Origin of the sequence: Arthrobacter sp. ZGTC412, from assembly GCF_002929215.1 — a bacterium.
Lineage (GTDB): Bacteria > Actinomycetota > Actinomycetes > Actinomycetales > Micrococcaceae > Arthrobacter.
Map to the genome: position 1 here is coordinate 59441 of NZ_PJII01000011.1, position 24369 is coordinate 83809.

The following is a 24369-nucleotide window of genomic DNA, read 5'->3' on the forward strand; positions in this document are numbered from 1 at the left end:
CCTACCCGGCCGTCCCTGACTTCCGGGTCCGCAGCAGGTTCATCTTCTTCTTCTCGGGAAAGCGCTTTATTGGGGATGTTATCCGCAGGCATTGGCGAGTAAGCTACCAGCGGGTAGTTTTATCCACCGAATGGACACGATGGTCCATATTTCCAGCGCTGAAGAGGGCCAACATTGCATGACGACCGCCGGATCACGGAAGTCCGCCTCGAAAGATTCGTCCGCGAACGCATCAACCCGGCCGTGTACAGCCGGAGCCTTCCCCTCACCCTAAGCAGCTGGGACGTGCCGGACGAACCCGTCCCGGCACTTGAAGCCATGCGGCAGAAGTTCCAGCCGCAGGAACACTGCGCTCCCTGGGGCAAGCCGTGGGGCACCAAGTGGCTCCGCCTCCAGGGCGAAGTTCCCGAGTTCTGGGGCACGGAGCCGGATACCACCGTTGAAGTTGTGGTCGACCTCGGCTTCACCATCGAAGTGCCCGGTTTCCAGTGTGAGGGCATCGCGTGGCGCGCCGACGGCACCATCATCAAAGCCGTGTCGCCCCGGAACCAGTACATTCCGCTGAAGCTGCTGGGAGGCGGCATGGCCGTGGACTTCTATGTGGAGGCCGCCGCCAACCCTGATGTCGCCCAGGGCTGGACGTTCGCGCCCACGCCGTACGGCGATAAGTCGACGGCCGGAACAGCGCCCCAGTACAGGCTGGGCACTATAGCCATCGCCGAGTTGAACCAAACTGTCTGGGAACTCCAGCAGGACATCTGGACCCTGTCCGGTTTAATGGCGGAACTGCCTTTGGAGCTGCCACGGCGGCACGAGATCCTCCGGGCACTTGAGCGCATGATGGACCTGATGGATCCCGACGACGTTGCGGGAACCGCAGCCGCCGGTCGCGCTGCCCTCGCCGAAGTGATGGCACGGCCGGCGTACGCTTCGGCGCACCAGCTCGTTGCCACCGGCCATGCCCATATCGACTCGGCCTGGCTTTGGCCCGTCAGGGAAACCATCCGCAAATGCGCCAGGACGTTCTCCAACGTGGTGGCGCTGATGGATGAATACCCCAACTTCGTTTTCTCCTGCTCCTCCGCCCAGCAGCTGGCCTGGATCAAGGAGTACTACCCCGAACTCTTCGGCCGGATCCGGGAAAAGGTGCGGGCCGGACAGTTCGTACCCGTGGGCGGCATGTGGGTGGAGTCCGATACCAACATGCCCGGCGGCGAAGCGATGGCGCGTCAGTTTGTGGAGGGAAAGAGCTTCTTCCTTGCTGAGTTCGGCGTGGACTGCCAGGAAGCGTGGCTGCCGGATTCCTTTGGATACTCCGCCGCCCTGCCACAGATCGTGAAGTCCGCCGGCAGCCGGTGGTTCCTCACCCAGAAGATCTCCTGGAACCAGACCAACAGGATGCCGCACCACACCTTCAACTGGGAGGGAATCGACGGCACCCGGCTCTTCACCCACTTCCCGCCGGTAGACACCTACAATTCCCAGCTCAGCGGGCGCGAACTCGCCCACGCCGAACGGAACTACCGCGACCACGGCCGCGGCACGGTATCGCTGGTGCCCTTTGGCTATGGCGACGGCGGCGGCGGCCCCACCCGGGAAATGCTTGCGGCTGCCGCCCGGGCAGCGGACCTGGAAGGCTCACCGAAGGTGCGCGTCGGATCCGCGGAAAGCTTTTTCAAGCAGGCCGAGGGCGAGTATCCGTCACTGCCTGTGTGGGTGGGCGAGATGTACCTCGAACTGCATCGCGGCACCTACACCAGCCAGGCCCGGACCAAGAAGGGCAACCGTCGCAGCGAACACATGCTGCGCGAAGCGGAACTGTGGTGCGCAACGGCGGCTGTCCGAACAGCGGGCTCGTTTGCCTATCCCGCCGCCGAGCTCAAGAGGCTGTGGCGGCTGGTGCTGCTGCAGCAGTTCCACGACATCCTTCCGGGCAGTTCCATCGCCTGGGTGCACCAGGACGCCGAACGCAATTACGAGGCCATTGAAGCCGACCTCGAAACGCTGATCGCCGGGGCTGCCAAGGCAGTGCTCGGAAGTGGGAACCGGAAATTCCTGCTGAACGCAGCACCGCATGCCCGGGAGGGCGTGCCGGCGCTGGCAGCCGGCGAACCGGTGGCGCCGCCAGTACCGGCCCGGGCTGCCGCCCGGGACGCCGGCTTTGTGCTGGACAACGGCATCATCCGGGCAGTCCTGGACGCGGACGGTTTGCTCACGTCACTTCGGGACTACGCCAGCGGCCGTGAGGCCATTGCCCCGGGGGAGCGCGGCAACCTGCTGGAACTCCACCGCGACACCCCCAATGAGTGGGACGCTTGGGACATTGACGAGTTTTACCGCCGCAATGTCACACCGTTGACGTGCGCGGAGTCGGTGCGGCTAACGGACGATGAGGGCGAGGCTGCTGTAGTGGTGGAGCGAATGGCCGGGTCCTCAGCCATCACCCAGCGCATCAGTCTTGCCGCGGGAAGCCCCTCGCTTTCCATCACCACGTCCGTGGACTGGCAGGAGCGGGAAAAGCTGTTGAAGCTTGGCTTCGCACTGGATGTTCGTGCGGACCGGTCTGCCGCGGAGACGCAGTTCGGGCACGTCTTCCGGGCCACGCACACCAACACTTCCTGGGAAGCGGCCAAGTTCGAAATCTGTGCGCACCGCTGGATCCACGTGGCGGAGCCGGGCTACGGCGTCGCCGTGTCGAACTCGTCCACCTACGGCCACGACGTCACCAGGAGCATTAGGGAGTTCGACGGCGGTACCACCACCACAGTGCGGATGTCGCTGTTGCGTGCCCCGAAGTTCCCGGATCCGGATGCGGACCGCGGACGCCACCAACTGACGGTCACCATCCGGCCCGGCGCTGCCATTGCCGATGCTGTCCAGGAGGGCTACCGGACTAATCTTGCTCCGCGGCTGGTCACCGGCGCCTCGCCGGTGGAACCGCTGTTTTCGCTGTCCAACCCTGCTGTGGTCATCGAAGCAGTCAAGCTGGCGGAGGACGGCTCCGGGGATGTGATCGTCCGGTTGTACGAATCGCTGGGGCAGCGTTCGGCCGGAATGCTCACGGCGAACTTCCCGGTACAGCGGGTCAGCACCGTCGACCTGCTGGAACGCGCGGTCGAGGCTGCCGGCGTGGACGCCGGGCCGGACGGGGCGGAGCTGCTCCTGCGGCCGTTCCAGTTGGTGACCCTGAGGTTTGTCCGCGGGCAGGAATAGTTGCCGGCCAGGCAGGCGTCGGAAGTCGCGGAGGAATTCTAAAAGGGCCTTAAATGGCTGAGTGGGGGCGGTCCCCAACGGCCGCCACCACTCATCCCCCCAAAGCGTGCAAAGGCCCCCGGGGGCCGCTTCCGTTCAAGAAAGTATCCCCGTTCGCAAACGCCCCGCAACCCCCACCTTCACACATTCATGATTGTTTCACATTCTAATGATTTTGTGAAAGCCCCACAGGTTACGCTTCAGTAGATGTCCTCTTAGGCCCAGGGCTCCTGCTGTTTCTCACCCTGGCTGCCCAAATGAGCGCGAGGCCGAGGACGAAGCAGAGCACTGCCGTGTAGTTGACGATGAATTCCAGTGCACCCCACTCCGGCGGCACCAGGGGGAACAGCAGGGTGAGGGCAATGGCAATTCCGCCAAGTGCCAGAAGCCCGGCCGCGAACCGTACCAGCACGGGAAGCCGGCTGCCCACGGCGCGAACCATGGCCGGAAGCAGGACCAGGGAGACGTACGAAGGATATGCGCGTCCCGCCGCCCCGTAGTACTCCACCAGGGCGAAGTTGAGCTCACTTTTGCCGGAGGTCGCAGACAGCCCTGCCGAAGAACCCACCGTGTCCATCAGGAAGAACAGGGCGGTCATCACCAGGGAGATGACCAGGAGCACCATCATGCCGAGCCTGCCTGTGATGAGCCGGTAGGCATGGTCTGCTCCGAACCCCCGGGTCACCCGTATCCCGACGAAGTAGATGGCAGAGAAGATGATGAAGCGCAGCAGCAGGTTGGCGAGGTTGATGCCTCCCAGCGCTCTATCCACTGCAATATACGGCGCCTCGATGCTCAGAAAAATAGCCGCGGTCATCAGGGCGAAGATATAAAAGAGGGACCGGTTCTCTCCCCGAAGCGCGCTGGGTATCCGGGCCGCTGCAATGAGGCCGCAGGTGGCCAGCGTTGACCACTGAAAGATTTCAATCATCCCAGGTTCTCCCAAATCTTCTCTGTCTGCGCCTGGTCCTGTTCCTGGCGGCGTAAAACTTTGCCCAAGGCCTGCAGCCGGTCACCGGCCAGGGCGGCGAGGTCGCCGTCGGACAGGCTGTCCAATGCTGCCTGGCGGGCGTCGGGAGGCCACCCCGCCTCTTCCTCCGTGATCAAGCCGGTGGCCACCAGGCCGCTGGCGGCTCCAACGCCTGCCGCCCTGGCCGTGGCCACCGCCAGCTCCGCTGAAAGCCGGTTGGCAGTCAGTTGCGCGGAGTAGTTTTGCGGGGCAATGCCGGTAGCGGCAGAAACGCGGTGCCGCACTTCGCCGTCGTCAATGGCATCAACCCAGTTCTTGACGGACGTGGCGTGCGGCGCAGGCGACAGTGCCGGCGGCTTGTCGCCCGGTTCTCCGGCTGGGTCCATCCCCGGGCGGGCCAGCATGGCTCGCAGGAGGTCGGCGGTGGAAATCTGGCTGACCAGCTCGCAGCGGGCAGGCGGCTGCTGGGGGCCGGCCAATTCCCGGTACGGTTCGAAGTCGGCCAGGGCCGCCACCGGGTTGATGTTGTACGCCCGGCTGATACTGACCACCGTGCTTACTGAGACTTTTCCCCGCACCAGCTGCTGGGCCAGGGTGGTCCGCTTGATCCCGGAGATCCTGCAGACGTCTGCCGTGCTGGCGTCCGGCGCAATGCCTTGCAGCCAGCGCTGGAACGCCTTGGCGGGGAGGGTCATGGAGAGCTCTCTGCAGAACGGATGATTTGTCGATTTTAGCCTGCCGGTTTCCCGCCGATTTTACCCACACCCTCGATTCGACTATGCTTGATGGTCGAGCCCGTTGGTCCGTACACCCCCCAAGTCCGGACCAGCGGGTTCTTTTATGTCCGGGCTCCGGGCGCCGTCCTCCTGACGGAATGCAGAGGCTTTGCGGGCCGAGAGGCGCCAGACCTGCTGCGCGCTCCGGTGAAAGGATGGATCCATGACTGCGACCCTTGTTGCGAAGGATGTTTCCGGCGGTCACGACCACCGGCTGCTCTTCTCCGAACTTTCCCTCACCGTCGCACCCGGTGATGTTGTGGGTGTCGTAGGGGCCAACGGCGCCGGGAAGTCCACCCTGCTGCGCCTGCTTGCCGGCGTCGACCAGCCGCAGGACGGGACCGTAAGCCTTGCTCCCGCTGACGCCTTTGTGGGCTGGCTTCCCCAGGAGCACGAGCGTGTCCCCGGCGAAACGGTGGCTGCGTACATTGCCCGGCGGACCGGTTGCGCCCAGACCACAGCAGAGATGGAATCCACGGCAGAGGCGCTGGGCTCCGGCGCGCCCGGAGCCGATGACGCCTACGCACTGGCTTTTGACCGCTGGATGGCTTCCGGTGCCGCGGACCTGGACGACCGCATTCCCGCCGTCCTTGCCGATCTGGGCCTGGAAACGGGCGCCGACGCCGAGATGACGCGTTTGTCCGGCGGCCAGGCGGCGCGGGTGGCGCTCGCAGCCCTGCTGCTCAGCCGGTTCGACGTCGTCCTTTTGGACGAACCCACCAACGATCTGGACCTGGCCGGACTTGCGAAACTCGAGGACTTTGTCCGCGGACTGCGCGGCGGGGCTGTGCTGGTAAGCCACGACCGCGAGTTCCTGGCCCGCTGCGTCACCACGGTGGTGGAACTGGACCTGGCGCAGAACTCCGTGGCCGTTTACGACGGCGGCTATGACGCCTTCCTGGAAGAACGTGCAGTAGCGCGGCGGCACGCGCGCGAGAAGTTTGAGGAGTTCGCAGCCACCAAGGCGGACCTGGTGTCCAGGGCGCGCACGCAGCGTGAATGGAGCTCCCAGGGCGTTCGGAACGCCATGAAGAAGAGCCCGGACAACGACAAGATCCGCCGCGCCGCCAGCACCGAGTCCTCCGAGAAGCAGGCGCAGAAGGTGCGGCAGATGGAGTCGCGGATTGCCCGGCTGGACGCAGTGGAAGAGCCCCGGAAGGAATGGCAGCTCCAGTTCTCCATTGGCAAGGCGCCGCGCTCAAGCGCTGTGGTGGCAACCCTCCGCGACGCTGTGGTGCGGCAGGGCAGTTTCACCCTCGGCCCGGTCAACCTCCAGCTCAATGCGGGGGAGCGGATCGGCATCACGGGCCCCAACGGCGCCGGCAAGTCCACCCTGCTGCGGCTGCTTCTGGGTGACCTTACACCGGAGTCTGGCAACGCAGCCATGGGCGCCTCGGTGGCCATCGGCGAAATCGACCAGGCCCGCGGGCTGCTGGCAGGCCACCTTACCCTGGCTGACGCCGTCGAGGCCGTCCTGGTGGAACTGAACCCGGCAGAGGTCCGCACGCTGCTCGCCAAGTTCGGCCTCAAGGCGGACCACACGGCACGGACCGTTGACTCGCTGTCCCCGGGCGAGCGGACCAGGGCTGCTTTGGCCCTGCTGCAGGCGCGCGGGGTGAACCTCCTGGTTTTGGACGAGCCAACGAACCATCTTGACCTTCCGGCCATCGAACAGCTTGAAGAGGCGCTGGAAAGCTACGACGGCGCCCTGCTACTGGTGACGCACGACCGGAGGCTCCTCGAAAACGTGCGGCTGGACGTGCGTTGGAATGTGGAAAACGGGACCGTAATGGAGCAACAGCAATGAGCATGGAACGGGTTGCCTGGGGCTCCCTCTACAACATCACCAGGGCCAAGAGCGGTTCCAAGCCGTTTTCCAAGGCCACCTTGAAGCGTGTCCTGGGGTTTGCCCGGCCGCACCGCGCGAAGCTGCTGGGCTTTGTGGCCCTGTCCATTGTGATGGCATTCCTCGCCGTGGCCACGCCCGTCCTGGCAGGGCAGGTAGTGAACGCGATTGTGGCCAAGGCCGCAGCCGAGGAGGTGGTCCGCCTTGCCGTGCTCATCGCCGTCGTGGCCGTGGCCGAAGCAGGCCTGGGCCTGGTAAGCCGTTGGCTCTCCTCCACCATTGGTGAGGGTGTGATCGTGGACCTGCGCACCCGGGTCTTCGACCACGTGCAGAAGATGCCCATCGCGTTCTTCACCCGGACCCGCACCGGCGCCCTGGTCAGCAGGCTGAACAACGACGTGATCGGCGCCCAGTCCGCGTTCGCCGGCACCCTGTCAGGTGTGGTCAGCAATGTGGTGGCCCTGATCCTCACGCTCATCGTGATGCTTGGCACGTCCTGGCAGGTGACAGTCCTGGCCATGGTCCTGTTGCCCATCTTCCTCATCCCAGCGCGGCGGATGGGGTCAAAGCTCGCGGACCTGCGCCGTGAGGCGGCGGATCACAATGCTGCCATGGGCACCCAGATGACGGAGCGCTTCTCCGCCCCCGGCGCCACCCTGGTCAAGCTCTTCGGCCGTCCGGACGAGGAATCCCGGGAATTTGCCGTCCGCGCCGGCCGCGTCCGCGATATCGGCGTCCGGACCGCCATGCTGCAGTTCACCTTCGTGACGGCACTGACGCTGGTCTCCGCGCTGGCCCTCGCCCTCGTGTACGGGCTGGGTGGCTGGTTCGCCATCACCGGGCAACTCGCGGCGGGCGACGTTGTGGTGCTGGCCCTGCTGCTCACCCGGCTCTACGCTCCGCTGACGGCACTCTCAAACGCGCGCGTCGAAATTATGAGCGCCCTGGTCAGCTTCGAGCGTGTTTTCGAAATCCTGGACCTTAAACCCCTCATCCAGCAGAAGCCGGACGCCGTGCCGGTTCCGGCCGGTCCGGTTTCGGTGGAGTTCGACAACGTCCGCTTCGCCTACCCCTCCGCGGACAAGGTTTCACTGGCGTCCCTGGAGGAGGTGTCCACCCTGGACACCCGAGGCGGGGAAGAGGTGCTGCACGGCATCAGCTTCCGGGTGGAACCGGGACAGACCGTGGCGCTGGTGGGATCCTCCGGCGCCGGCAAATCCACTGTCGCCCAGCTCCTGGCCCGGCTCTACGACGTGGACTCCGGCGCGGTGCGCCTGGGCGGTACCACTCCCGGGACCGGGCTGGACCTGCGCGATGCCACCTTCGACTCACTGCGGGACACCCTGGGCATGGTGACGCAGGACGGCCATCTTTTCCACGAAACCATCGCCTCCAACCTGCGGCTCGCCAGGCCGGATGCCACTGACGAGGACATGTGGGAAGCGATCCGGCAGGCCCGGCTCGAAGCCATGATCCGCTCCCTGCCTGACGGGCTGGACACGGTGGTGGGTGAACGCGGCTACCGGCTTTCCGGCGGTGAGCGCCAGCGGCTCACCATCGCCAGGCTGCTCATCGCCCAGCCCCGCGTGGTGATCCTGGACGAGGCGACGGCCGCGCTCGACTCCACCAACGAAGCTGCCGTGCAGGCGGCCCTGGGCGCCGCGCTCGAGGGGCGTACCGCCGTCGTAATTGCACACCGTTTGTCCACCGTCCGTGCCGCCGATGTGATCCTGGTGGTGGAGGACGGCCGGATTGTGGAACGTGGGACCCACACCGAACTGCTGGCTGCCGAAGGCCGTTACGCGGAGCTGTATCGGACGCAGTTTGCCGAGGCCACGGCAGTGGCCCAGGAGGCAGTGCCGGAGTTTTAGCCCTCGGGTCGGGCGCCTGCAGGCCTTGCGGCCAGCTCCGGAAGGATATGGTCCGTCAGCAGCGGGGCGAGGTCCCCGGGCAGTTCGCCATCCAGGTCCAGCCAACGGATCTCCGCAATCTCGGCGGAAGGATGGGCTTCCCAGGTGCCTGGCGCCAGGAACACCGTGGCCTCGATATCGGTGGCGGCTTCGTTGGCGGCGTCCGCGATCCAGACCCCCATCAGCTGCAGCTCGCGCGGATCGACGACGATGCCCACCTCTTCGGCCAGTTCCCGGGCCGCCGTCTGTACCGCGGTTTCACCCGCTTCCGGCTTGCCGCCGGGATGCATAAACATGGACGTGCCGCGCTTCCGGACAGTCAGCAGGCGGCCGGCGTCATCAAAGACGCACACGGCGGAAACCACTATGCGGTTTTTCATGCTTCCCGTGCCGGTTGCCGCAGCAGTGTCGACGTCAGCAGCAGGTTCTTCTGCGGGCCTTTGACGTCCCAGCTGTAAGTGAACCGGTCCGCATCTCCGTAGTTGTACGCCACACGGTAGGTGTCGGGATCGCACCAGTGTTGATCCAGGTTGGCCTCCGGCGTGAAGCTCATGGTGTGGAAGGGGCGCCCGTCGGTGAAGAAGACGTCCAGCGCGTCGGCGCGTTCAGTGGGCCTTAGCAGGTACTCGCGGGAGGCGGGGCCTGTGAAGGCAGGCCAGCGCATGGTGCCTTCCTCGCGCAAGGCCAGGCCGCCGTCGTCCGCTGGGACAAATTGCACGACGCCGGAAAATGTTCCGTGGGTGCCGTTGGCACGGTCCAGAAGGTCCCGTTGGACGGTCCAGCGCCCCGACTTCGCAGTGGCGGTTGGGCCGAGCAGGTAGGCGCGGAGCGCAAACTCCGGGGGAGGAAAGTTCAAGTGCCCTCGATTGGAATCGAACCAACGACACCGGCTTTAGGAGAGCCGTGCTCTATCCACTGAGCTACGAGGGCGGGCGTACGGTGGAGCGGCAAAGCCTCCGGCCGGACACGGATACAAGCATACAAGGTGCGGAGCCGTACTACGCTCAAGGCATGAGTTCAGCGCCGTCCACTGCCCAATCCGCGGCATTCATTCCGGACACCACTTCCACCCGGCAGTACATCGGTGCCTGGTCCGTGCTGAGCGTTCTGCAGTATTTCGCGGCGGAGGCGGCAGTTATTGCTGCCTGGGCGGGACCGCGCCCGTATGACCTGCGCACCGGCTACATCAGCGACCTGGGCGCCTTGAACTGCGGCATTTTTGATGGCCGGGAGGTCTGTTCCCCGCTGAACTGGCTGATGAACGCCTCGTTTGTGGTCCAGGGGCTGGGGATGCTGCTGGGCGCGCTGCTCCTTAGTTCCGGGTTGCTGCGGGTGGCTGCCATTGCCGGGGCCGCCGTGCAGCCGGGCCGGCGAATGCCTTGGCTGGCAGCCGCGGCTGTGCGGCTGCTGACCGGTGCTGCGGGAGCCGGAACCGTCATCGTTGGTCTGGTGCCGGAAGACGCCGGCTCCGGCTGGCACTATGCCGGCGCCGTCCTGTACTTCATCACCGGCGCGGCAGCCCTGCTGGTCCTGGGCATCCTCTGGCTGCGGAAAACAGTGATGGCCTGGTTCATCCTTGCCTGCGGCACTGTATCCGCTGCCGCCCTGGTAACCGGCGGGCTGACCGGCATGCGTGTCCCTGAACCGGGGACACTGGAGCGGCTCATGGGCTACCCCGTTACGGTGGGAATGGCCACCGCCGGGCTGGTCATCGCGCAGCGGGTGCACCGGCACCGGAAGCAGGTCCGGGCGGCGGCGGCGGCTGCGGCCGGGCACACGCTGTAGGCTACGGCGTCCTTAAACTTCCACGTCTTCAGGCGTCGGCGTCTTTTGGCTTCCGCGCCCGTAGGAACACTGCAGCAGCTCCCGCCAGCAGGCTCAGCACCAGCAGTACCCAGCCCGCAACGGTGAGACCGGCAGCAAGGGCGACCTGGCCGGCGTCGGGCGTTCCCGCTGCCAGCACGCCGTCGATGGCGGCGTTGCCCCACAGCCGGACCACCACAAACAGCAGGGGGAGCGCCCAAAGCGCCCAGCGCAGCGTCTTCCGGGCGATGCTCGTTCCGATCAGCAGCAGCCACGTGAACCCGAAGATCAGCGGGAACAGGGTGCCGGCCGTTTTGTGGACGTAGTTGAGCTGGCCGCGCGCGTCTTCGTCCATGGCGGAGTGCAACTGGCTGACGTAGGCAGGATCAAACCCGCCGATCAGTGAATCGGGCATGGCAAGCCCCCCGGAGACCTGCCGCAGCTGGTCCAGCGTCAGCAGGTGCAGGTACCAGAACAGGAACAGGCTGGCCACCACGCCGGCAATCAGGATGAGATTGCCGTTGCTTTCGGCTTTCTGCGGCGTGCGCGCGGTGGTGGGATTGACCACCGGCGGGAGGTGGTGCTGCGGTACAACCGCCCTGGAGCCGTGCTTCTTGATCCGCTGGGCAGGGGTTTTGGCCATGCCACCATTATCCCGCCCCATAAACTGAAGCCATGACCATTGGCCGGCACAGCGCTGTTGAACTTGACCCCTCCCTGGACGACTACCAGTTGGCGGCAGCCCTGGTCCGCGAAGCCGGACAACTGGCGCTGCTTATGCGAATGGCGGGCCTGCAGTCCGAGCGAAAGACCTCAGTTTCCGACGTCGTGACCGCAGCGGACCACGCTGCAGAGTCATACGTCCTGGAGCAGCTGCAGCGCTGCCGGCCTGCAGACGGCATTTTGGGGGAGGAGGGCGCCTCGGTGCAGGGGACCAGCGGCCGCACCTGGGTCGTCGATCCCGTGGACGGCACCTACAACTTCCTGCACGGCTCCACGTACTGGTGCTCGGCCATCGCCCTTAAGGATCCCTCCGATGTTGTGCTCGGCGCTATCTTCCAGCCGGAGGAGGACAAGCTCTGGCTCGGGGGCAGGGCGCACCCGGCAACCTTGAACGGTGAGCCACTGACGGTGTTCCACGAGGACAGGGGAGTGCGGAACAGTACTGCCGTTGCAGAGCTCGGCGCGGCCACATACATCCACCCCAGCTGGCTGATGGACCCTCTGTGCGCAATGCCCTGGCACGCCGCCGCCACCTCGGCCGCCGCCCTGCGCATGCTCGGCTCGGGCTCCTGCGACCTTGGCCGGGTGGCCGACGGGCAGCTCGGATGCTGGTTCCAGCACAGCTGCCCCGAGTGGGACTGGCTGCCGGGCAAGGCAATCGTCCGTGCTGCCGGCGGGGCCGTGGACACCGTCCGCGTCAACGGCCTGGAGTGGTTCATGGCAGGAGGCACGACGGCGGTACGCGAGTTGCGTGCGGCACTGGAGTCGGGCTCGGTGGCCTGAAAGTCCGGGTAATCCTGGCCACGTAATCCACAGGCTGGAAGTGGGTGTCGGCCCCACCGCCTAGACTTGTAGGCATCATGGATATGTTGTTCGACCCGTACTCTGACGGACCTTTCAAAGCCGCTCCCGCCGCCGCTGCCCGCACCAAATCGCCTTCCGAGGGCGTAGCTGCGGCTCCGGGAACGGGCGGCAGCGTTCGCGTGGACCGGGCTCCGGAAGGGCAGGGCCACCGAGGCCACCGCCTGGATGCCGCACAGCTCCTGGAGGGGTTGAACCCCCAACAGGAAGAAGCGGTCAAACACACGGGTCCTGCGCTGCTGATCGTGGCCGGCGCCGGGTCGGGTAAAACCCGGGTGCTCAGTAACAGGATCGCCTACCTCATTGCCACCGGGCGTGCCCACCATGGCGAAATCCTCGCCATCACCTTCACTAACAAGGCCGCCGCGGAAATGCGGGAACGTATTGAAGTGCTTGTGGGCGGCCGCGCGAAGATCATGTGGATCTCCACTTTCCACTCGTCCTGCGTGCGCATCCTGCGGCAGGAAGCCGCCAATGTAGGGCTGAAATCCAACTTCTCCATCTACGACTCCGCGGACTCCCTCCGGCTGGTCACACAGGTGTCCAAAACCCTGGACGTGGATCCCAAAAAGTTTGCGCCCAAGGCCATCCAGCACAAGATTTCCGCATTGAAGAATGAACTCATCGATGCTGACTCGTACGCTTCCTCGGCGAACTACAACGATCCTTTCGACCAGGCGGTAGCCGAGGTCTTCAAGGGCTACACCCAGCGGCTGCGCCAGGCCAACGCCATGGACTTCGACGACCTCATCGCGGAGACCGTCTACATGTTCCGGGCCTTCCCGGCGCTCGCCGAGTCCTACCGCCGCCGGTTCCGGCATGTCCTGGTGGACGAATACCAGGACACCAACCACGCCCAGTACTCTTTGGTCCGCGAAATCGTGGGTGAAGGTCCGGGAGCATCCGAGCTCACAGTGGTGGGCGACTCGGACCAGTCCATCTACGCTTTCCGCGGCGCGGACATCCGCAACATCGTGGAGTTCGAAAAGGACTACCCCGAGGCGCGGACCATCAAACTGGAGCAGAACTACCGCTCCACGCAGAACATCCTCAGTGCGGCCAACTCCGTTATTTCGCGCAACCCCAACCGTCCCGAGAAACGCCTGTGGACGGCGGAAGGTGACGGCCACAAGATCGTTGGCTACGTCGGCGAGAACGAGCATGACGAGGCCCGGTTCATTGCCAAGGAAATTGACCGGCTCCAGGATGAGGACAACCTCCGTCCCGGCGATGTTGCCATCTTCTACCGCACCAACGCCCAGTCCCGCTCCATCGAAGACGTACTGGTCCGGGTTGGCCTGCCGTACAAGGTGGTGGGCGGCACCCGCTTCTACGAGCGCAAGGAAATCAAGGACGCCCTCGCCTACCTTCGTGTCCTGGTTAACCCGGACGACGACGTCAACCTCCGCCGGGTGCTCAACGAACCAAAGCGCGGCATCGGCGACCGGGCCGAAGGTGCCATCGCGGCCCTGGCCCAGCGCGAACGGATTTCCTTTATGGCGGCCGCCCGCCGTGCCGAGCAGGCCCCGGCGATGGCCACCCGCTCCGTCAACGCGGTCCTCGGATTCGTGAAACTTTTGGATGACCTCGCCGAAGTGGCAGTGGGTTCAGGTGCCGCGGCGGCCCTGGAGGCCGTCCTGGAGCAGACCGGCTACCTCGCCACGCTGCGCTCCAGCACCGATCCGCAGGACGAGTCCAGGGTGGAAAACCTGGCCGAGCTTGTGGCAGTGGTGCGCGAATACGAACAGGAGAACCCGGAAGGAACGCTTGAAGCCTTCCTGGAACAGGTGTCCCTGGTGGCTGACGCCGACCAGATCCCGGATGCCCCCGGCGGTGACGCCGAAGACACAGCCGCCGCCGTGGCTGAAGCGAAACGACTGGGCGTTGTCACACTGATGACCCTGCACACGGCCAAGGGACTCGAATTCCCCGTGGTGTTCCTGACCGGTATGGAGCACGGACTGTTCCCGCACCAGCGCTCAGCCACCGACCCCAAGGAACTGGCCGAAGAACGCCGGCTTGCCTACGTGGGCCTCACCCGTGCCCGCAAGCGGCTCTATGTCACGCGTTCCGAGGTCCGCAGCATGTGGGGCCAAAGCCAGTACAACCCTGCGAGCCAGTTCCTGGAGGAGATCCCCGCTGAGCTCCTGGAATGGAAACGCGAAGGAAGCAGCCGGCAGGCAGGCGGCTGGGGCGGCGGATCAATAGGTTCCGGCCGTTACAGCGGGTCCTTCTGGGGCGCCGGAACAGCCCGGGGTGCCGCTGCTGACTCTTCGGCCGGCTTTAACGCCGATGTTCCCGCAATCGTTGCCCGGACCCGGGTGCAGCCGCAGAAGGAGATCGTAGCCGTCAGCGTGGGGGACAAGGTCAACCACACCAGTTTCGGCAACGGAACCGTCCTGGCGCTCGAGGGTGCAGGGGACAAGACCGTGGCCAAGGTGAAGTTCGACGTCGGTGAAAAGCGGCTGCTGCTGCGCTACGCCCCGCTGACTAAACTCGACGCCTAAGCCCCCGAATGCGACGTACTGTTCGGGGGGTCCTGGCCGCCATGATGCTAACGGCGGCCACGGCCTGCACCATCACCACGGAGGATCCCGGGTACGTCCCGCCGGCGCCGTTGCCGCCGCTGGAACAGCTTGAACAGGCGGCACTGGTGGACCCCGAAGGTTATTCCACCGGTGACGGGGTTATTTCCTTTATCACCGAGGACCGCAGCGTTGCCTGTTCCCTCACGTCTGCCCGGGGAGAGCACGTGAACCTCCCTTACGAGCAGAACAACTTCGGCGATAGCGCCAATAACAAGCTGGCGACGGTGCCGGTAGCCCACTGTGAACTGGCCCGGTACCCGAAACCCGGGACCGGGGACGTCAAGGATGACTGCGCGGGAACAAACCTGGGCTATCTGGGCGGTGTTGTGCTGCTGACTCCGGACAGTTCTCGCTACGGAGAGTGCCGTTCGGGCGTCACACAGATGGAAGCAACATATGGCCCCAACGGCAGCAAGGCAGGTCCCGTAGCCCAGCTGCAGGTGCTGGGGGAGGGAAAGAACCTCGAAGGCAACGGGCTGCGCTGTTCCGCCTACAACGGCGGGGTGGCATGCGGAAACGTATCGGGCGGCGTCGGATTCTTTGTTTCGCAGGGCCGTTACGAGCTGTTATCCGGTCCCGCAAAAAGTGCCTCACCGGCACCGGCAGAGGCCTCAAAAACCCCGTAATTCCGCGGTTTTTCTACGCTCCATAGAATAGTGTCCTTACTCACATAAGCGGTAGTCTTGGACGGGCCGGTCCCTCCAAAGGACTAGAGTTCCCAGTGGAGCATCACGCCGCGTGGCTCGTTTCCAACAGGCCGCCGGTGCGAGCAATTCCGCAGCCCGGTCATCGTCTTCGATGGTGTCCGACTGTACAGAAACTACTTCGACGTAGAAGGACACTAAACCGTGGACCTGTTTGAATACCAGGCGCGCGATATGTTCGAGGCGCACGGTGTACCCGTGCTTGCCGGCATCGTGGCGCACACCCCAGAAGAAGCAAAGGCAGCTGCCGAGAAAATCGGCGGCGTAACTGTCGTCAAAGCACAGGTCAAGGTTGGCGGCCGTGGCAAGGCCGGCGGCGTCAAGGTCGCAAAGTCCGCCGACGAAGCACTTGAGCACTCCACCAACATCCTGGGCATGGACATCAAGGGCCACACCGTGAACAAGGTGATGATCGCCCAGGGTGCTGACATTGCGGAGGAATACTACTTCTCCGTCCTTCTGGACCGGGCCAACCGCAACTACCTGGCCATGTGCTCGGTTGAAGGCGGCATGGAAATCGAACAGCTCGCCGTCGAACGCCCCGAGGCGCTCGCCAAAATCGCCATCGACCCCGCCGTTGGCATCGACCAGGCCAAGGCTGACGAAATCGTCGCAGCCGCAGGCTTTGCTGAGGAACTCCGCGGCAAGGTGGCCGCAGTGATCCTTAAGCTCTGGGACGTCTTCAAGAAGGAAGACGCCACCCTCGTTGAGGTCAATCCGCTCGTCAAGACTGGCGCCGGCGAGATTGTCGCGCTTGACGGCAAGGTCACGCTGGACGAGAACGCCGAGTTCCGCCACGCCAAGCACGCCCTCCTCGAAGACAAGGATGCTGCAGATCCGCTCGAGGCCAAGGCCAAGGCGCAGGACCTGAACTACGTCAAGCTGGACGGCGAAGTGGGCATCATCGGCAACGGTGCAGGCCTGGTTATGTCCACCCTGGACGTCGTTGCCTACGCCGGTGAGAACCACGGCAACGTCAAGCCGGCCAACTTCCTGGACATCGGTGGTGGAGCGTCCGCCGAGGTCATGGCCGCCGGCCTGGACGTCATCCTCGGCGATGAGCAGGTCAAGTCTGTCTTTGTCAACGTCTTCGGTGGAATCACCGCCTGTGACGCCGTCGCCAAGGGCATCGTTGGTGCACTGGCCGAGCTGGGCCACTCCGCGAACAAGCCGCTCGTAGTCCGCCTCGACGGCAACAACGTCGAGGAAGGCCGCCGCATCCTGGCCGAGGCTAACCACCCGCTGGTTACCCTGGCCGCAACCATGGACGAGGGCGCCGACAAGGCCGCCGAGCTCGCCAACGCAGCTAAGTAAAGGGACGCACCATGTCTATTTATCTGAACAAGGACTCCAAGGTCATCGTCCAGGGCATCACCGGCGGCGAAGGCACCAAGCACACCGCCCTGATGCTGAAGGCCGGCACCAACATCGTCGGCGGCGTTAACGCCCGCAAGGCCGGCACCACTGTCCTGCACGGCGACAGCGAAATCACCGTCTTCGGCACCGTCAAGGAAGCCATGGCCGAAACCGGTGCTGACGTCTCCATCGTCTTCGTGCCGCCGGCATTCACCAAGAGCGCCGTCGTCGAGGCCATCGAAGCCGGCATCGGCCTCGTCGTTGTCATCACCGAAGGCGTCCCGGTCCAGGACTCCGCCGAGTTCTGGGCACTTGCCCAGTCCACGGTAGATGCTGACGGCAACCAGGTCACCCGCATCATCGGACCGAACTGCCCCGGCATCATCACCCCCGGCGAGGCACTGGTCGGCATTACACCGAACAACATCACGGGCAAGGGCCCCATCGGACTTGTCTCCAAGTCCGGAACCCTGACCTACCAGATGATGTACGAACTGCGCGACCTCGGCTTCTCCACCGCCATCGGCATTGGCGGCGATCCGGTCATCGGCACCACCCACATCGACGCCCTGGCCGCGTTCGAGGCTGACCCAGAAACCAAGGCGATCGTGATGATCGGCGAAATCGGCGGCGACGCTGAAGAGCGTGCGGCAGACTTCATCAAGGCCAACGTCACCAAGCCCGTTGTTGGCTACGTTGCCGGCTTCACCGCTCCCGAAGGCAAGACTATGGGCCACGCCGGCGCCATCGTCTCCGGTTCCGCCGGAACCGCCCAGGCCAAGAAGGAAGCCCTCGAGGCTGCGGGTGTAAAGGTCGGCAAGACGCCGTCCGAAACGGCCAAGCTGCTGCGCGAAGTTTTCGCGACGCTCTAGCACCAATAGCGTAGACGCGGGGTCGCCTGCCGTCCTTCGGGACGGGAGGGCGGCCCCGCGTTTTCTGCTTAAGTACGAGGCCGGTCCGGTCACCTCCCCTAGGGAGATAACCGGACCTGCGTCGTACTTCTGCGTTTTAGACCTTCGCGCCGCTAAGCAGCTCGTCCAGCCTTTCGTAGCCTTCGGTCATGCCGCCCTCCATGCCGGATTGCGCCATGCCGTCGCGGGCCTCCTGGCTGGGGTAGACAGAGTGGCCCTTGAGGCGGGTCCGGCCGTTGCCGAGGTCCTCGAACGTCATGAACTCCAGGCTGACGATGTCCGGGTAGCCGCCGAACTCAAAGGTCTGGATGGCGAACTCGTTTTCGCGGACGGTATGGAAGACCCCGCTGAACTTATAGGCGACGCCGTCCGGCCCAGTGTGCAGGTAACTGTAGGTGCCCCCGGTGCGGAAGTCGTAGTGGTCGATGTCCATCTTCAGTCCCCGCGGGCCAAGCCACTGGACGATCAGGTCCGGTTCCTTGTGGGCACGGAACACGTCCGCGACCGGGAAGTCGAACTCGCGCTCGTAATCGATGAAGGGAAGGCCTTCCGGGACGCTGAGTTTCAGGGAATTGCTCACGATAACTCCTTGGAGGTTAGTCGCTGCCTGCTGCAGCGCGTGATCGAAGCACGGCGTCCAGGCTGCGGAACTGCCCTTCGCGGACCAACCTGTACTGGTCAATCCATGCGGTGAGCGCCTCAAGCCGCGCGGGGTTCAGGTGTACGGGCCGGCGCTGCGCATCCCTGGTCCGCGTGACCAGTTCCGCCTGCTCGAGTACCTGGATGTGTTTCGAGACCGCCTGCTTGGTGATCTCAAAGGGGTCAGCCAATTCATTGACAGTGGCCGGGCCCCGGCTGAGCCGGGCGATGATGAGGCGGCGCACAGGATCTGCCAAGGCCATAAAGGCCGAGTCCAGAGATGCGTCGTCAGGGGTTTTCATCGTTCCGCGCAGCCTTCCTGCTCGTAATCAACCAAATCATTGATCAATGATCTGGTTGATTACCAATCTATGCCTGGTGCGGCCTAGGGTCAAGAGGTCTTGTCCAAAGTATTGCCGCGTATGAGGTGTCGAGGAACCATTTTCTGGAAAACCCACGACGACGGCGCGCGGGGGAGCGCGGTGGTTAGACGCTCGCGCGCAACCCGGGGAGTGCCTCCACCAGCGCGGTCAGCTCGGGAACCGCCTGGGCCTCCGCCAGGGCGCGCTCCAGCGTGGCGTCGTGGACCGGCCGGACGTCGTCCAGGAGCGCCACGCCGCTGGTGGTGAGCTCGGTGTAGATCCCGCGGCGGTCATCCGCGCAGAGGATCCTCGTGAGTAGGCCGCGGTCCTCGAGCCGGTTGACCAGGCGGGTGGTGGCGCTGGCGCTAAGGGCGGTGGCGCGGGCCAGCTGTTGCATCCGCATGTGCCAGCCGTCCTGCCGGCTGAGCGCGTCCAGCACGGTGTACTCCACCACTGACAGCTGTGATTTGGCCTGGAGTGCACGCTCCAGCTCGCCCTCGATCAACCCGTGCAAAGCCGCGAGTGTGCGCCAACCCTGCGCCCGGACCTCCACGGCGTCGTCCTTGATGCCCATTTCCCTACCCTCTTCCGGCGATGTCCACGGCCCAGGAGGGCGCACATGGGACAGCGCCAATAATAGTTGTTTGCGCGGGATACTTGCGTATGCAACAATAAATAACGCGTCTGCAACTATCAGCCTACGCGTCCTATCTTCTCCCGTACAGTTTTCGAAGGAGCATTCCCATGCCCATTGGCCTGATAGCCCTCGCCCTCGGCGGGTTCGGCATCGGACTCACCGAATTTGTGATCATGGGCCTGCTGCCAGAGGTTGCCGCCGATTTCCAGGTCAGCGAGGCCACGGCGGGCTGGCTGATCTCCGGCTACGCCCTCGCCGTGGTTGTTGGCGCCCTGGGGCTGACCGCCGCCGTGACCCGCTTTGAGCGCAAGCCCGTCCTTGCGGTGCTGCTGGTGCTCTTCATCGCCGGCAACCTGATCTCGGCGATCGCCCCCGGCTACGGGATGATGATGGCCGGCCGCATCATTGCCGCCCTGGCCCATGGCGCGTTCTTCGGGATCGGCGCCGTGGTGGCTGCGGACATGGTGGCCCCCACCAAGAAAGCCGGTGCAATCGCCATCATGTTCACCGGGCTCACCGCAGCCAACGTCCTGGGCGTGCCCTTCGGCACCATGCTGGGACAGGCGGCAGGCTGGCGCTCCACGTTCTGGGCCATCACCGTCATCGGCGTCATTGCCCTGGCGGGAATCCTCACCCTGGTGCCAAAAACCGGCCATGGGGACACCACCCCCGGCACCCTGCGCAGCGAACTGCGGGCCTTCCGCTCCGGCCAGGTATGGCTCTCCATCCTCGTCACCATCCTCGGCTACGGCGGCATGTTTGGTGCCTTCACTTACATCGCCTTCACACTCACCGAGGTCTCCGGGTTTGCAGCCTCCACCGTGCCGTGGCTGCTGATCGTCTTCGGTGTTGGCCTCTTCATCGGCAACACCATCGGCGGCAAGGCCGCGGACCGAAATGTGGACCGCACTCTTATTGTGGTGCTCGCCGTCCTGGTGGTTGTCCTCGTGGCCTTCGCCCTGACCGCCGGCAGCCAGGTGCTGACGATCGCCTCCATAATCCTGATGGGCGGCTTCGGCTTCGCCACCGTCCCCGGCCTGCAGATGCGCGTGATGACATACGCGGCCGGCGCCCCCACCCTCGCCTCCGGCGCCAACATCGGCGCCTTCAACGTCGGCAACGCCCTCGGCGCCTGGCTCGGCGGCGTGACCATCACCGCCGGGCTCGGCTACACCTCACCCATCTGGGCCGGCGCCGGGATCACCCTGCTGGGACTGGCCGTGATGATCGTCGCCGCGGCCAACGCCAAGCGGACAGCCGCCCGGCAGGCACCCGCCGGCGTGCACGCTGCCCCTGAGCCCGTGGCCGTCCGCAACTAGACCCTCCGCCACTGGACCGTTCGTCCTTGGACCACCACCCGAAACTGGAGAACCCCATGACTTCACCCTCGCTCGCCACGTCCACTCCCGCCGTCGCCCTTAACAACGGTGTGCAAATGCCGCAGCTCGGCTTCGGCGTCTTCCAGGTGTCCGACGACGACACCACCACTGCGGTCAGCCACGCCCTTGCAGCCGGTTACCGCAGTATCGACACCGCCGCCATCTACGGCAATGAGGCAGGGACCGGCCGTGCCATTGCGGCGTCGGGGATCAATCGCGCGGATTTGTTCATCACCTCGAAGCTCTGGGTGGCAGACCTCGGCTTTGACGCCGCCCTGGCCGCCTTCGACGCCAGCCTGGCCAAACTGGGCCTGGACTACCTGGACCTGTACCTCATCCACTGGCCCGCGCCGGCCACCAGCAGCTACCTCGATTCCTGGCGTGCGCTGGAGCAGTTGCTGGCGGACGGCAAGGTCAGGGCCATCGGCGTCTCCAACTTCCTCCCCGAGCACCTGCAGGCAATTATCGGCCTGGGCGGCACCGTGCCGGCCGTCAACCAGATCGAGCTGCACCCCGCACTCCAGCAGCGGGACATTGCGGAATTCAACGCCGCCCACGGGATTGTCACGGAGGCCTGGAGCCCGCTCGCGCAGGGCGCCGTGCTGGCCGATCCGGCCGTGGCGGCCATTGCGGACGGGCACGGCGTCACGCCCGCCCAGGCCATCCTGCGCTGGCACCTGCAGCAGGGGCGGGTTGTCATCCCCAAATCCGTGACCCCGCAGCGGATCCGCGAAAACCTGGACGTCTTCGGCTTTGACCTGACGGCGGATGAGCTGGCCGTGATCGACGGCCTCGAGCGCGACGGCCGCACCGGCCCGCACCCGGCGCAGTTCAACGGCTGAGCATCTCCGGGTCCCCAGGCCCGCCCGCGTTCCCGCATAACTGAATAACGGCTAAGTACGACGACGGACGGCCACCATCCCAGCGACGGTGGCCGTCCGTCGTCGTACTGTTTCCAGCTGTTCTCTGGCCCTGCGCCAAGGTGCCGCCGCCGGGGCCGCGGGTGCCGCTGCGGCGACCGTTGCGCGCCGTCCGTGCACTTTGTTAGTATGTCAGTACAAACTTTTTAGGAGATGAAAATGCCACTCGTGCGCATCGATGTTAATCAGGGACGCAGCGCAGGAGACCTGCGCCGCCTCAGCCGAGGGATCCACGACGCGATCCTCGCCGAATACAGAATCCCGGAGCGGGACTATTTCCATGTGCTCACGGAGCACCCTCCGGGGCAAATTGTTGCCCAGGATGCCGGGCTCGGATTTCAGCGCACGCCGGATGTGGTGATGATCCAGATCTTTACGCAGGGCGGGCGAAGCCGGGAGTCGAAGCAATCCCTCTTTGCGGCCATCGCGGGCCGCCTGGCGGAGTTGGATATCGCCGGTGAGGATGTTTTTATCGGCTACGTGGAGAACTCTGCTGATGACTGGTCCTTCGGCTTTGGGCGGGCCCAATATGTCACGGGTGAACTGGCCGTTCCCCGGAAGTAGGACCTGCCGGGTTCCCGGTTGAGCCGCCTTGCGGGCGCAGATTGGCGGCCGTAAACCTTGTTGTAAGTATGTCAGTACAAACCTTTGACAGGACATGTTTTCTAGGGCAAAGTAGGGGTTGTGGCCCCGCTCACGGAGGTCCGAGCCGGAGCTCTAACTGCTCAAAGGTAAAGAGTTCTAACAAGAAAGGTCCGCGATTACCGTGACCCACGAACTGCTCACGATCGGGCGCATCAGCGTTGATATTTACCCGAACGACATTGGGGTGGACCTGGAGGACGTGACGTCCTTCGGCAAGTACCTTGGCGGATCGCCGTCGAACGTTGCCGTGGCCGCTGCCCGGCACGGCCGTCGGACCGGTGTGATCACCCGGACTGGCGATGATGCCTTCGGGACCTACCTGCACCGGGAATTGAAGAAGTTTAACGTGGACGATTCCTTTGTTACGCCGGTGAAGGAGTGGCCCACCGCCGTCACTTTCTGTGCGATCAAGCCGCCGGAGGACTTCCCGCTGTACTTCTACGGCCGGTTCCCCACGGCCCCGGACCTGCAGATCCAAGCGGATGAACTGGACCTGGATGCCATCCGGGACGCGCGGATCTTCTGGTCCACCGTGACCGGCCTGTGCCAGGAGCCCAGCCGCGAAGCCCACATCAAGGCCCACGAAGCACGCCCGCACTCGGGCCTGCAAGAGGGCCAGTACACCATCCTTGACCTGGACTACCGGCCCATGTTTTGGGCCGCGGAGGAAGAAGCCCGGGCCCAGGTGGCTAAGATTCTGCCGCATGTGACCGTGGCCATCGGCAATGACAAGGAATGCGCCGTGGCCGTGGGCGAGGGGACCCCGGACGAGCAGGCCGACCGCCTGCTGGCCGCGGGCGTGGAGATCGCCGTCGTGAAGCTTGGCCCGGAGGGCGTGATGGCCAAGACCCGCACGGAGCGTGTGGTGTCCGCCCCGGTTCCGGTCGAGACCGTCAACGGCCTTGGCGCCGGGGACTCCTTCGGCGGAGCGTTCTGCCACGGACTGCTGTCCGGCTGGCCGCTGGCCCAAATCCTGGACTACGCCAACGCCGCCGGCGCGATCGTCGCCTCCCGCCTGTCCTGCGCCGATGCGATGCCGACGCCGGACGAGGTCACCTCCCTGCTCGCGGAACGCTGCCGCCTAGTTCCGGGCCAGTTCGCCATCGAAGGAGCAGCACTGTGAGCATCAACCTCGGCACTGCCACCGTCGACGTGGATAATGATCCGCGCCGATACGCGAACCTGAGCACCATCCGCCTGGAGGATCCGGATGCTGTTGCCCGTGCCGCCAAGGCGCGCCGCCGCCACCCCGGCCTGAAGTACGGCCGGCAGAACTTCATCGTCGCGGCGGACCATCCTGCCCGCGGCGCCCTCGCGGTTGGTTCGGATCCGGTGGCGATGGCGGACCGCCGCCAGTTGCTGGACCGGCTACAGATAGCGCTGGCCAACCCGGATGTGGACGGTGTGCTCGCCTCGCCGGACATCATGGATGACCTGCTGCTGCTCGGTGCGCTGGAGGGCAAACTGATTTTTGGGTCGATGAACCGTGGCGGGTTGTCCGGCCTGGTCAACGAGTTCGATGACCGGTTCACCGGCCACACCGCCGCGGCGCTGGAAGCGCTCGGGGCCGACGGAGGAAAAATGCTGACCCGCATCTGCCTCGGTGACCCGGACACGGTATCCCTGCTGGAAGCCACGGCCAAGGCCATCGACTCCCTGGCTGAGCGCAAGCTGATCGCCATGGTTGAGCCCTTCTTATCGGTGCGGACCAACGGCAAGGTCCGGAATGACCTCTCCACCGACGCGGTGATCAAGTCAATCGCCATCGCCGAGGGCCTGGGCTCCACCAGTGCCTACACCTGGATGAAGCTGCCCGTCGTCGCTGAGATGGAACGGGTCATGGCCGCCACCACGATGCCCACCGTGCTGCTGGGCGGGGACCCCGACGGCACCCAGGACGAAGTCTTCGCCAGCTGGGAAGCCGCCCTGGCGCTGCCCGGCGTGCAGGGCCTCACGGTGGGGCGCACCCTGTTGTATCCGGCGGACGGTGATGTTGCCGGCGCGGTGGCCACCGCCGCCTCCCTCCTTAACCACACCGCATCAGCAGAAGTATCGGAGTAACTTTCCATGGGGACGAGAACAGCAAC

The 24369-nt window shown here is 65.0% G+C and carries 22 protein-coding genes and 1 tRNA gene; 14 read left to right on the forward strand and 9 right to left on the reverse strand.

What is annotated here, in order from left to right; genetic code table 11:
- Window positions 1-174 precede the first annotated feature (174 nt).
- Window positions 175-3213 carry an alpha-mannosidase gene (locus tag CXQ88_RS13485; RefSeq protein ID WP_104044662.1) on the forward strand — a complete coding sequence of 1013 codons (3039 nt, stop codon included), beginning with the start codon at window positions 175-177 and terminating at the stop codon, window positions 3211-3213.
- Between the two features lie 232 nt (window positions 3214-3445).
- Here CXQ88_RS13485 and CXQ88_RS13490 read toward each other — a convergent pair whose 3' ends face one another.
- Together CXQ88_RS13490 and CXQ88_RS13495 are read right to left on the reverse strand one after the other, a co-directional pair.
- Window positions 3446-4183: a hypothetical protein gene (locus tag CXQ88_RS13490; RefSeq protein ID WP_104044663.1), complete on the reverse strand. Its 738-nt coding sequence runs from the start codon at window positions 4181-4183 to the stop codon at window positions 3446-3448.
- Entirely contained in the window at window positions 4180-4917 is a 738-nt protein-coding gene (locus CXQ88_RS13495; RefSeq protein ID WP_104044664.1) for a hypothetical protein, read from the reverse strand. Before CXQ88_RS13495 ends, CXQ88_RS13490 begins: the two co-directional genes overlap by 4 nt.
- Window positions 4918-5161: 244 nt before the next feature.
- Here CXQ88_RS13495 and CXQ88_RS13500 point away from each other — a divergent pair, with 244 nt between their 5' ends.
- Window positions 5162-6805: an ABC-F family ATP-binding cassette domain-containing protein gene (locus tag CXQ88_RS13500; protein ID WP_104044665.1), complete on the forward strand. Its 1644-nt coding sequence runs from the start codon at window positions 5162-5164 to the stop codon at window positions 6803-6805.
- Entirely contained in the window at window positions 6802-8715 is a 1914-nt protein-coding gene (locus tag CXQ88_RS13505; RefSeq protein WP_104044666.1) for an ABC transporter ATP-binding protein, read from the forward strand. The genes CXQ88_RS13500 and CXQ88_RS13505 overlap by 4 nt, the downstream gene beginning before the upstream one ends.
- Here CXQ88_RS13505 and CXQ88_RS13510 read toward each other — a convergent pair.
- From CXQ88_RS13510 to CXQ88_RS13520, 3 genes are all read right to left on the reverse strand, one after another.
- The gene (locus CXQ88_RS13510; protein ID WP_104044667.1) at window positions 8712-9134 is read right to left on the reverse strand and encodes an NUDIX hydrolase; all 423 of its coding nucleotides are present in this window, start codon (window positions 9132-9134) and stop codon (window positions 8712-8714) included. The genes CXQ88_RS13505 and CXQ88_RS13510 overlap by 4 nt on opposite strands.
- Window positions 9131-9610, reverse strand: coding sequence for a DUF6314 family protein (locus CXQ88_RS13515; protein ID WP_181037516.1), 480 nt, complete (start codon window positions 9608-9610; stop codon window positions 9131-9133). Before CXQ88_RS13515 ends, CXQ88_RS13510 begins: the two co-directional genes overlap by 4 nt.
- 1 nt (window position 9611) lies before the next feature.
- Window positions 9612-9684 (reverse strand) — tRNA-Arg (locus tag CXQ88_RS13520).
- Window positions 9685-9765: 81 nt separating this feature from the next.
- On the opposite strand from CXQ88_RS13520, the gene CXQ88_RS13525 reads away from it, so the two are divergent.
- A complete protein-coding gene (locus CXQ88_RS13525; RefSeq protein WP_104044668.1) occupies window positions 9766-10539 on the forward strand; it encodes a DUF998 domain-containing protein in 774 nt (257 codons plus the stop codon).
- Between the two features lie 28 nt (window positions 10540-10567).
- Here CXQ88_RS13525 and CXQ88_RS13530 read toward each other — a convergent pair whose 3' ends face one another.
- A complete protein-coding gene (locus CXQ88_RS13530; RefSeq protein ID WP_104044669.1) occupies window positions 10568-11200 on the reverse strand; it encodes a hypothetical protein in 633 nt (210 codons plus the stop codon).
- 32 nt (window positions 11201-11232) lie between these two features.
- Between CXQ88_RS13530 and CXQ88_RS13535 the strand changes: the two genes are divergently transcribed.
- The 5 genes from CXQ88_RS13535 (at window position 11233) to sucD (ending at window position 17661) form a co-directional block, all read left to right on the forward strand.
- Window positions 11233-12063 carry an inositol monophosphatase family protein gene (locus CXQ88_RS13535; protein WP_104044670.1) on the forward strand — a complete coding sequence of 277 codons (831 nt, stop codon included), beginning with the start codon at window positions 11233-11235 and terminating at the stop codon, window positions 12061-12063.
- A gap of 77 nt (window positions 12064-12140) precedes the next feature.
- On the forward strand, window positions 12141-14648 hold the full coding sequence (gene pcrA, locus CXQ88_RS13540; RefSeq protein ID WP_104044671.1) for a DNA helicase PcrA: 2508 nt from the start codon (window positions 12141-12143) through the stop codon (window positions 14646-14648).
- A gap of 8 nt (window positions 14649-14656) precedes the next feature.
- The gene (locus CXQ88_RS13545; protein ID WP_104044672.1) at window positions 14657-15355 is read left to right on the forward strand and encodes a hypothetical protein; all 699 of its coding nucleotides are present in this window, start codon (window positions 14657-14659) and stop codon (window positions 15353-15355) included.
- Between the two features lie 222 nt (window positions 15356-15577).
- Entirely contained in the window at window positions 15578-16747 is a 1170-nt protein-coding gene (gene sucC, locus CXQ88_RS13550) for an ADP-forming succinate--CoA ligase subunit beta (RefSeq protein ID WP_104044673.1), read from the forward strand.
- A gap of 11 nt (window positions 16748-16758) precedes the next feature.
- Window positions 16759-17661, forward strand: a complete 903-nt coding sequence (gene sucD, locus CXQ88_RS13555) for a succinate--CoA ligase subunit alpha (protein WP_104044674.1) — start codon at window positions 16759-16761, stop codon at window positions 17659-17661.
- Between the two features lie 136 nt (window positions 17662-17797).
- Here sucD and CXQ88_RS13560 read toward each other — a convergent pair whose 3' ends face one another.
- The 3 genes from CXQ88_RS13560 to CXQ88_RS13570 form a co-directional block, all read right to left on the reverse strand.
- Window positions 17798-18280 (reverse strand): SRPBCC family protein, encoded by a 483-nt coding sequence (locus CXQ88_RS13560; RefSeq protein ID WP_104044675.1) that lies wholly within the window; start codon window positions 18278-18280, stop codon window positions 17798-17800.
- A 16-nt stretch (window positions 18281-18296) separates the two neighbouring features.
- Window positions 18297-18641, reverse strand: a complete 345-nt coding sequence (locus CXQ88_RS13565; RefSeq protein ID WP_104044676.1) for an ArsR/SmtB family transcription factor — start codon at window positions 18639-18641, stop codon at window positions 18297-18299.
- 184 nt (window positions 18642-18825) lie between these two features.
- Complete coding sequence (locus tag CXQ88_RS13570) at window positions 18826-19275, reverse strand: MarR family winged helix-turn-helix transcriptional regulator (RefSeq protein ID WP_104044677.1); 450 nt, start codon at window positions 19273-19275, stop codon at window positions 18826-18828.
- 170 nt (window positions 19276-19445) lie between these two features.
- Here CXQ88_RS13570 and CXQ88_RS13575 point away from each other — a divergent pair, with 170 nt between their 5' ends.
- The 5 genes from CXQ88_RS13575 to CXQ88_RS13595 all read left to right on the forward strand — a co-directional run bounded on the left by CXQ88_RS13575 (window position 19446) and on the right by CXQ88_RS13595 (window position 24343).
- Window positions 19446-20657, forward strand: a complete 1212-nt coding sequence (locus CXQ88_RS13575; protein WP_104044678.1) for an MFS transporter — start codon at window positions 19446-19448, stop codon at window positions 20655-20657.
- Window positions 20658-20713: 56 nt separating this feature from the next.
- Window positions 20714-21559, forward strand: coding sequence for an aldo/keto reductase (locus CXQ88_RS13580; RefSeq protein WP_104044679.1), 846 nt, complete (start codon window positions 20714-20716; stop codon window positions 21557-21559).
- Window positions 21560-21796: 237 nt separating this feature from the next.
- The gene (locus CXQ88_RS13585; protein ID WP_104044680.1) at window positions 21797-22201 is read left to right on the forward strand and encodes a tautomerase family protein; all 405 of its coding nucleotides are present in this window, start codon (window positions 21797-21799) and stop codon (window positions 22199-22201) included.
- A 202-nt stretch (window positions 22202-22403) separates the two neighbouring features.
- On the forward strand, window positions 22404-23405 hold the full coding sequence (gene iolC, locus CXQ88_RS13590) for a 5-dehydro-2-deoxygluconokinase (RefSeq protein ID WP_104044681.1): 1002 nt from the start codon (window positions 22404-22406) through the stop codon (window positions 23403-23405).
- Complete coding sequence (locus tag CXQ88_RS13595; RefSeq protein WP_104044682.1) at window positions 23402-24343, forward strand: Cgl0159 family (beta/alpha)8-fold protein; 942 nt, start codon at window positions 23402-23404, stop codon at window positions 24341-24343. Before iolC ends, CXQ88_RS13595 begins: the two co-directional genes overlap by 4 nt.
- The last annotated feature ends 26 nt before the right edge of the window (window positions 24344-24369 follow it).

Coding starts and splice junctions, on each gene's coding strand:
- CXQ88_RS13490 (WP_104044663.1), bottom strand. CDS start 4,183: ATGATTGAAATCTTTCAGTGGTCAACGCTGGCCACCTGCGGCCTCATT.
- CXQ88_RS13495 (WP_104044664.1), bottom strand. CDS start 4,917: ATGACCCTCCCCGCCAAGGCGTTCCAGCGCTGGCTGCAAGGCATTGCG.
- CXQ88_RS13500 (WP_104044665.1), top strand. CDS start 5,162: ATGACTGCGACCCTTGTTGCGAAGGATGTTTCCGGCGGTCACGACCAC.
- CXQ88_RS13505 (WP_104044666.1), top strand. CDS start 6,802: ATGAGCATGGAACGGGTTGCCTGGGGCTCCCTCTACAACATCACCAGG.
- CXQ88_RS13510 (WP_104044667.1), bottom strand. CDS start 9,134: ATGAAAAACCGCATAGTGGTTTCCGCCGTGTGCGTCTTTGATGACGCC.
- CXQ88_RS13525 (WP_104044668.1), top strand. CDS start 9,766: ATGAGTTCAGCGCCGTCCACTGCCCAATCCGCGGCATTCATTCCGGAC.
- CXQ88_RS13530 (WP_104044669.1), bottom strand. CDS start 11,200: ATGGCCAAAACCCCTGCCCAGCGGATCAAGAAGCACGGCTCCAGGGCG.
- CXQ88_RS13535 (WP_104044670.1), top strand. CDS start 11,233: ATGACCATTGGCCGGCACAGCGCTGTTGAACTTGACCCCTCCCTGGAC.
- pcrA (WP_104044671.1), top strand. CDS start 12,141: ATGGATATGTTGTTCGACCCGTACTCTGACGGACCTTTCAAAGCCGCT.
- CXQ88_RS13545 (WP_104044672.1), top strand. CDS start 14,657: ATGCGACGTACTGTTCGGGGGGTCCTGGCCGCCATGATGCTAACGGCG.
- sucD (WP_104044674.1), top strand. CDS start 16,759: ATGTCTATTTATCTGAACAAGGACTCCAAGGTCATCGTCCAGGGCATC.
- CXQ88_RS13565 (WP_104044676.1), bottom strand. CDS start 18,641: ATGAAAACCCCTGACGACGCATCTCTGGACTCGGCCTTTATGGCCTTG.
- CXQ88_RS13570 (WP_104044677.1), bottom strand. CDS start 19,275: ATGGGCATCAAGGACGACGCCGTGGAGGTCCGGGCGCAGGGTTGGCGC.
- CXQ88_RS13575 (WP_104044678.1), top strand. CDS start 19,446: ATGCCCATTGGCCTGATAGCCCTCGCCCTCGGCGGGTTCGGCATCGGA.
- CXQ88_RS13580 (WP_104044679.1), top strand. CDS start 20,714: ATGACTTCACCCTCGCTCGCCACGTCCACTCCCGCCGTCGCCCTTAAC.
- CXQ88_RS13585 (WP_104044680.1), top strand. CDS start 21,797: ATGCCACTCGTGCGCATCGATGTTAATCAGGGACGCAGCGCAGGAGAC.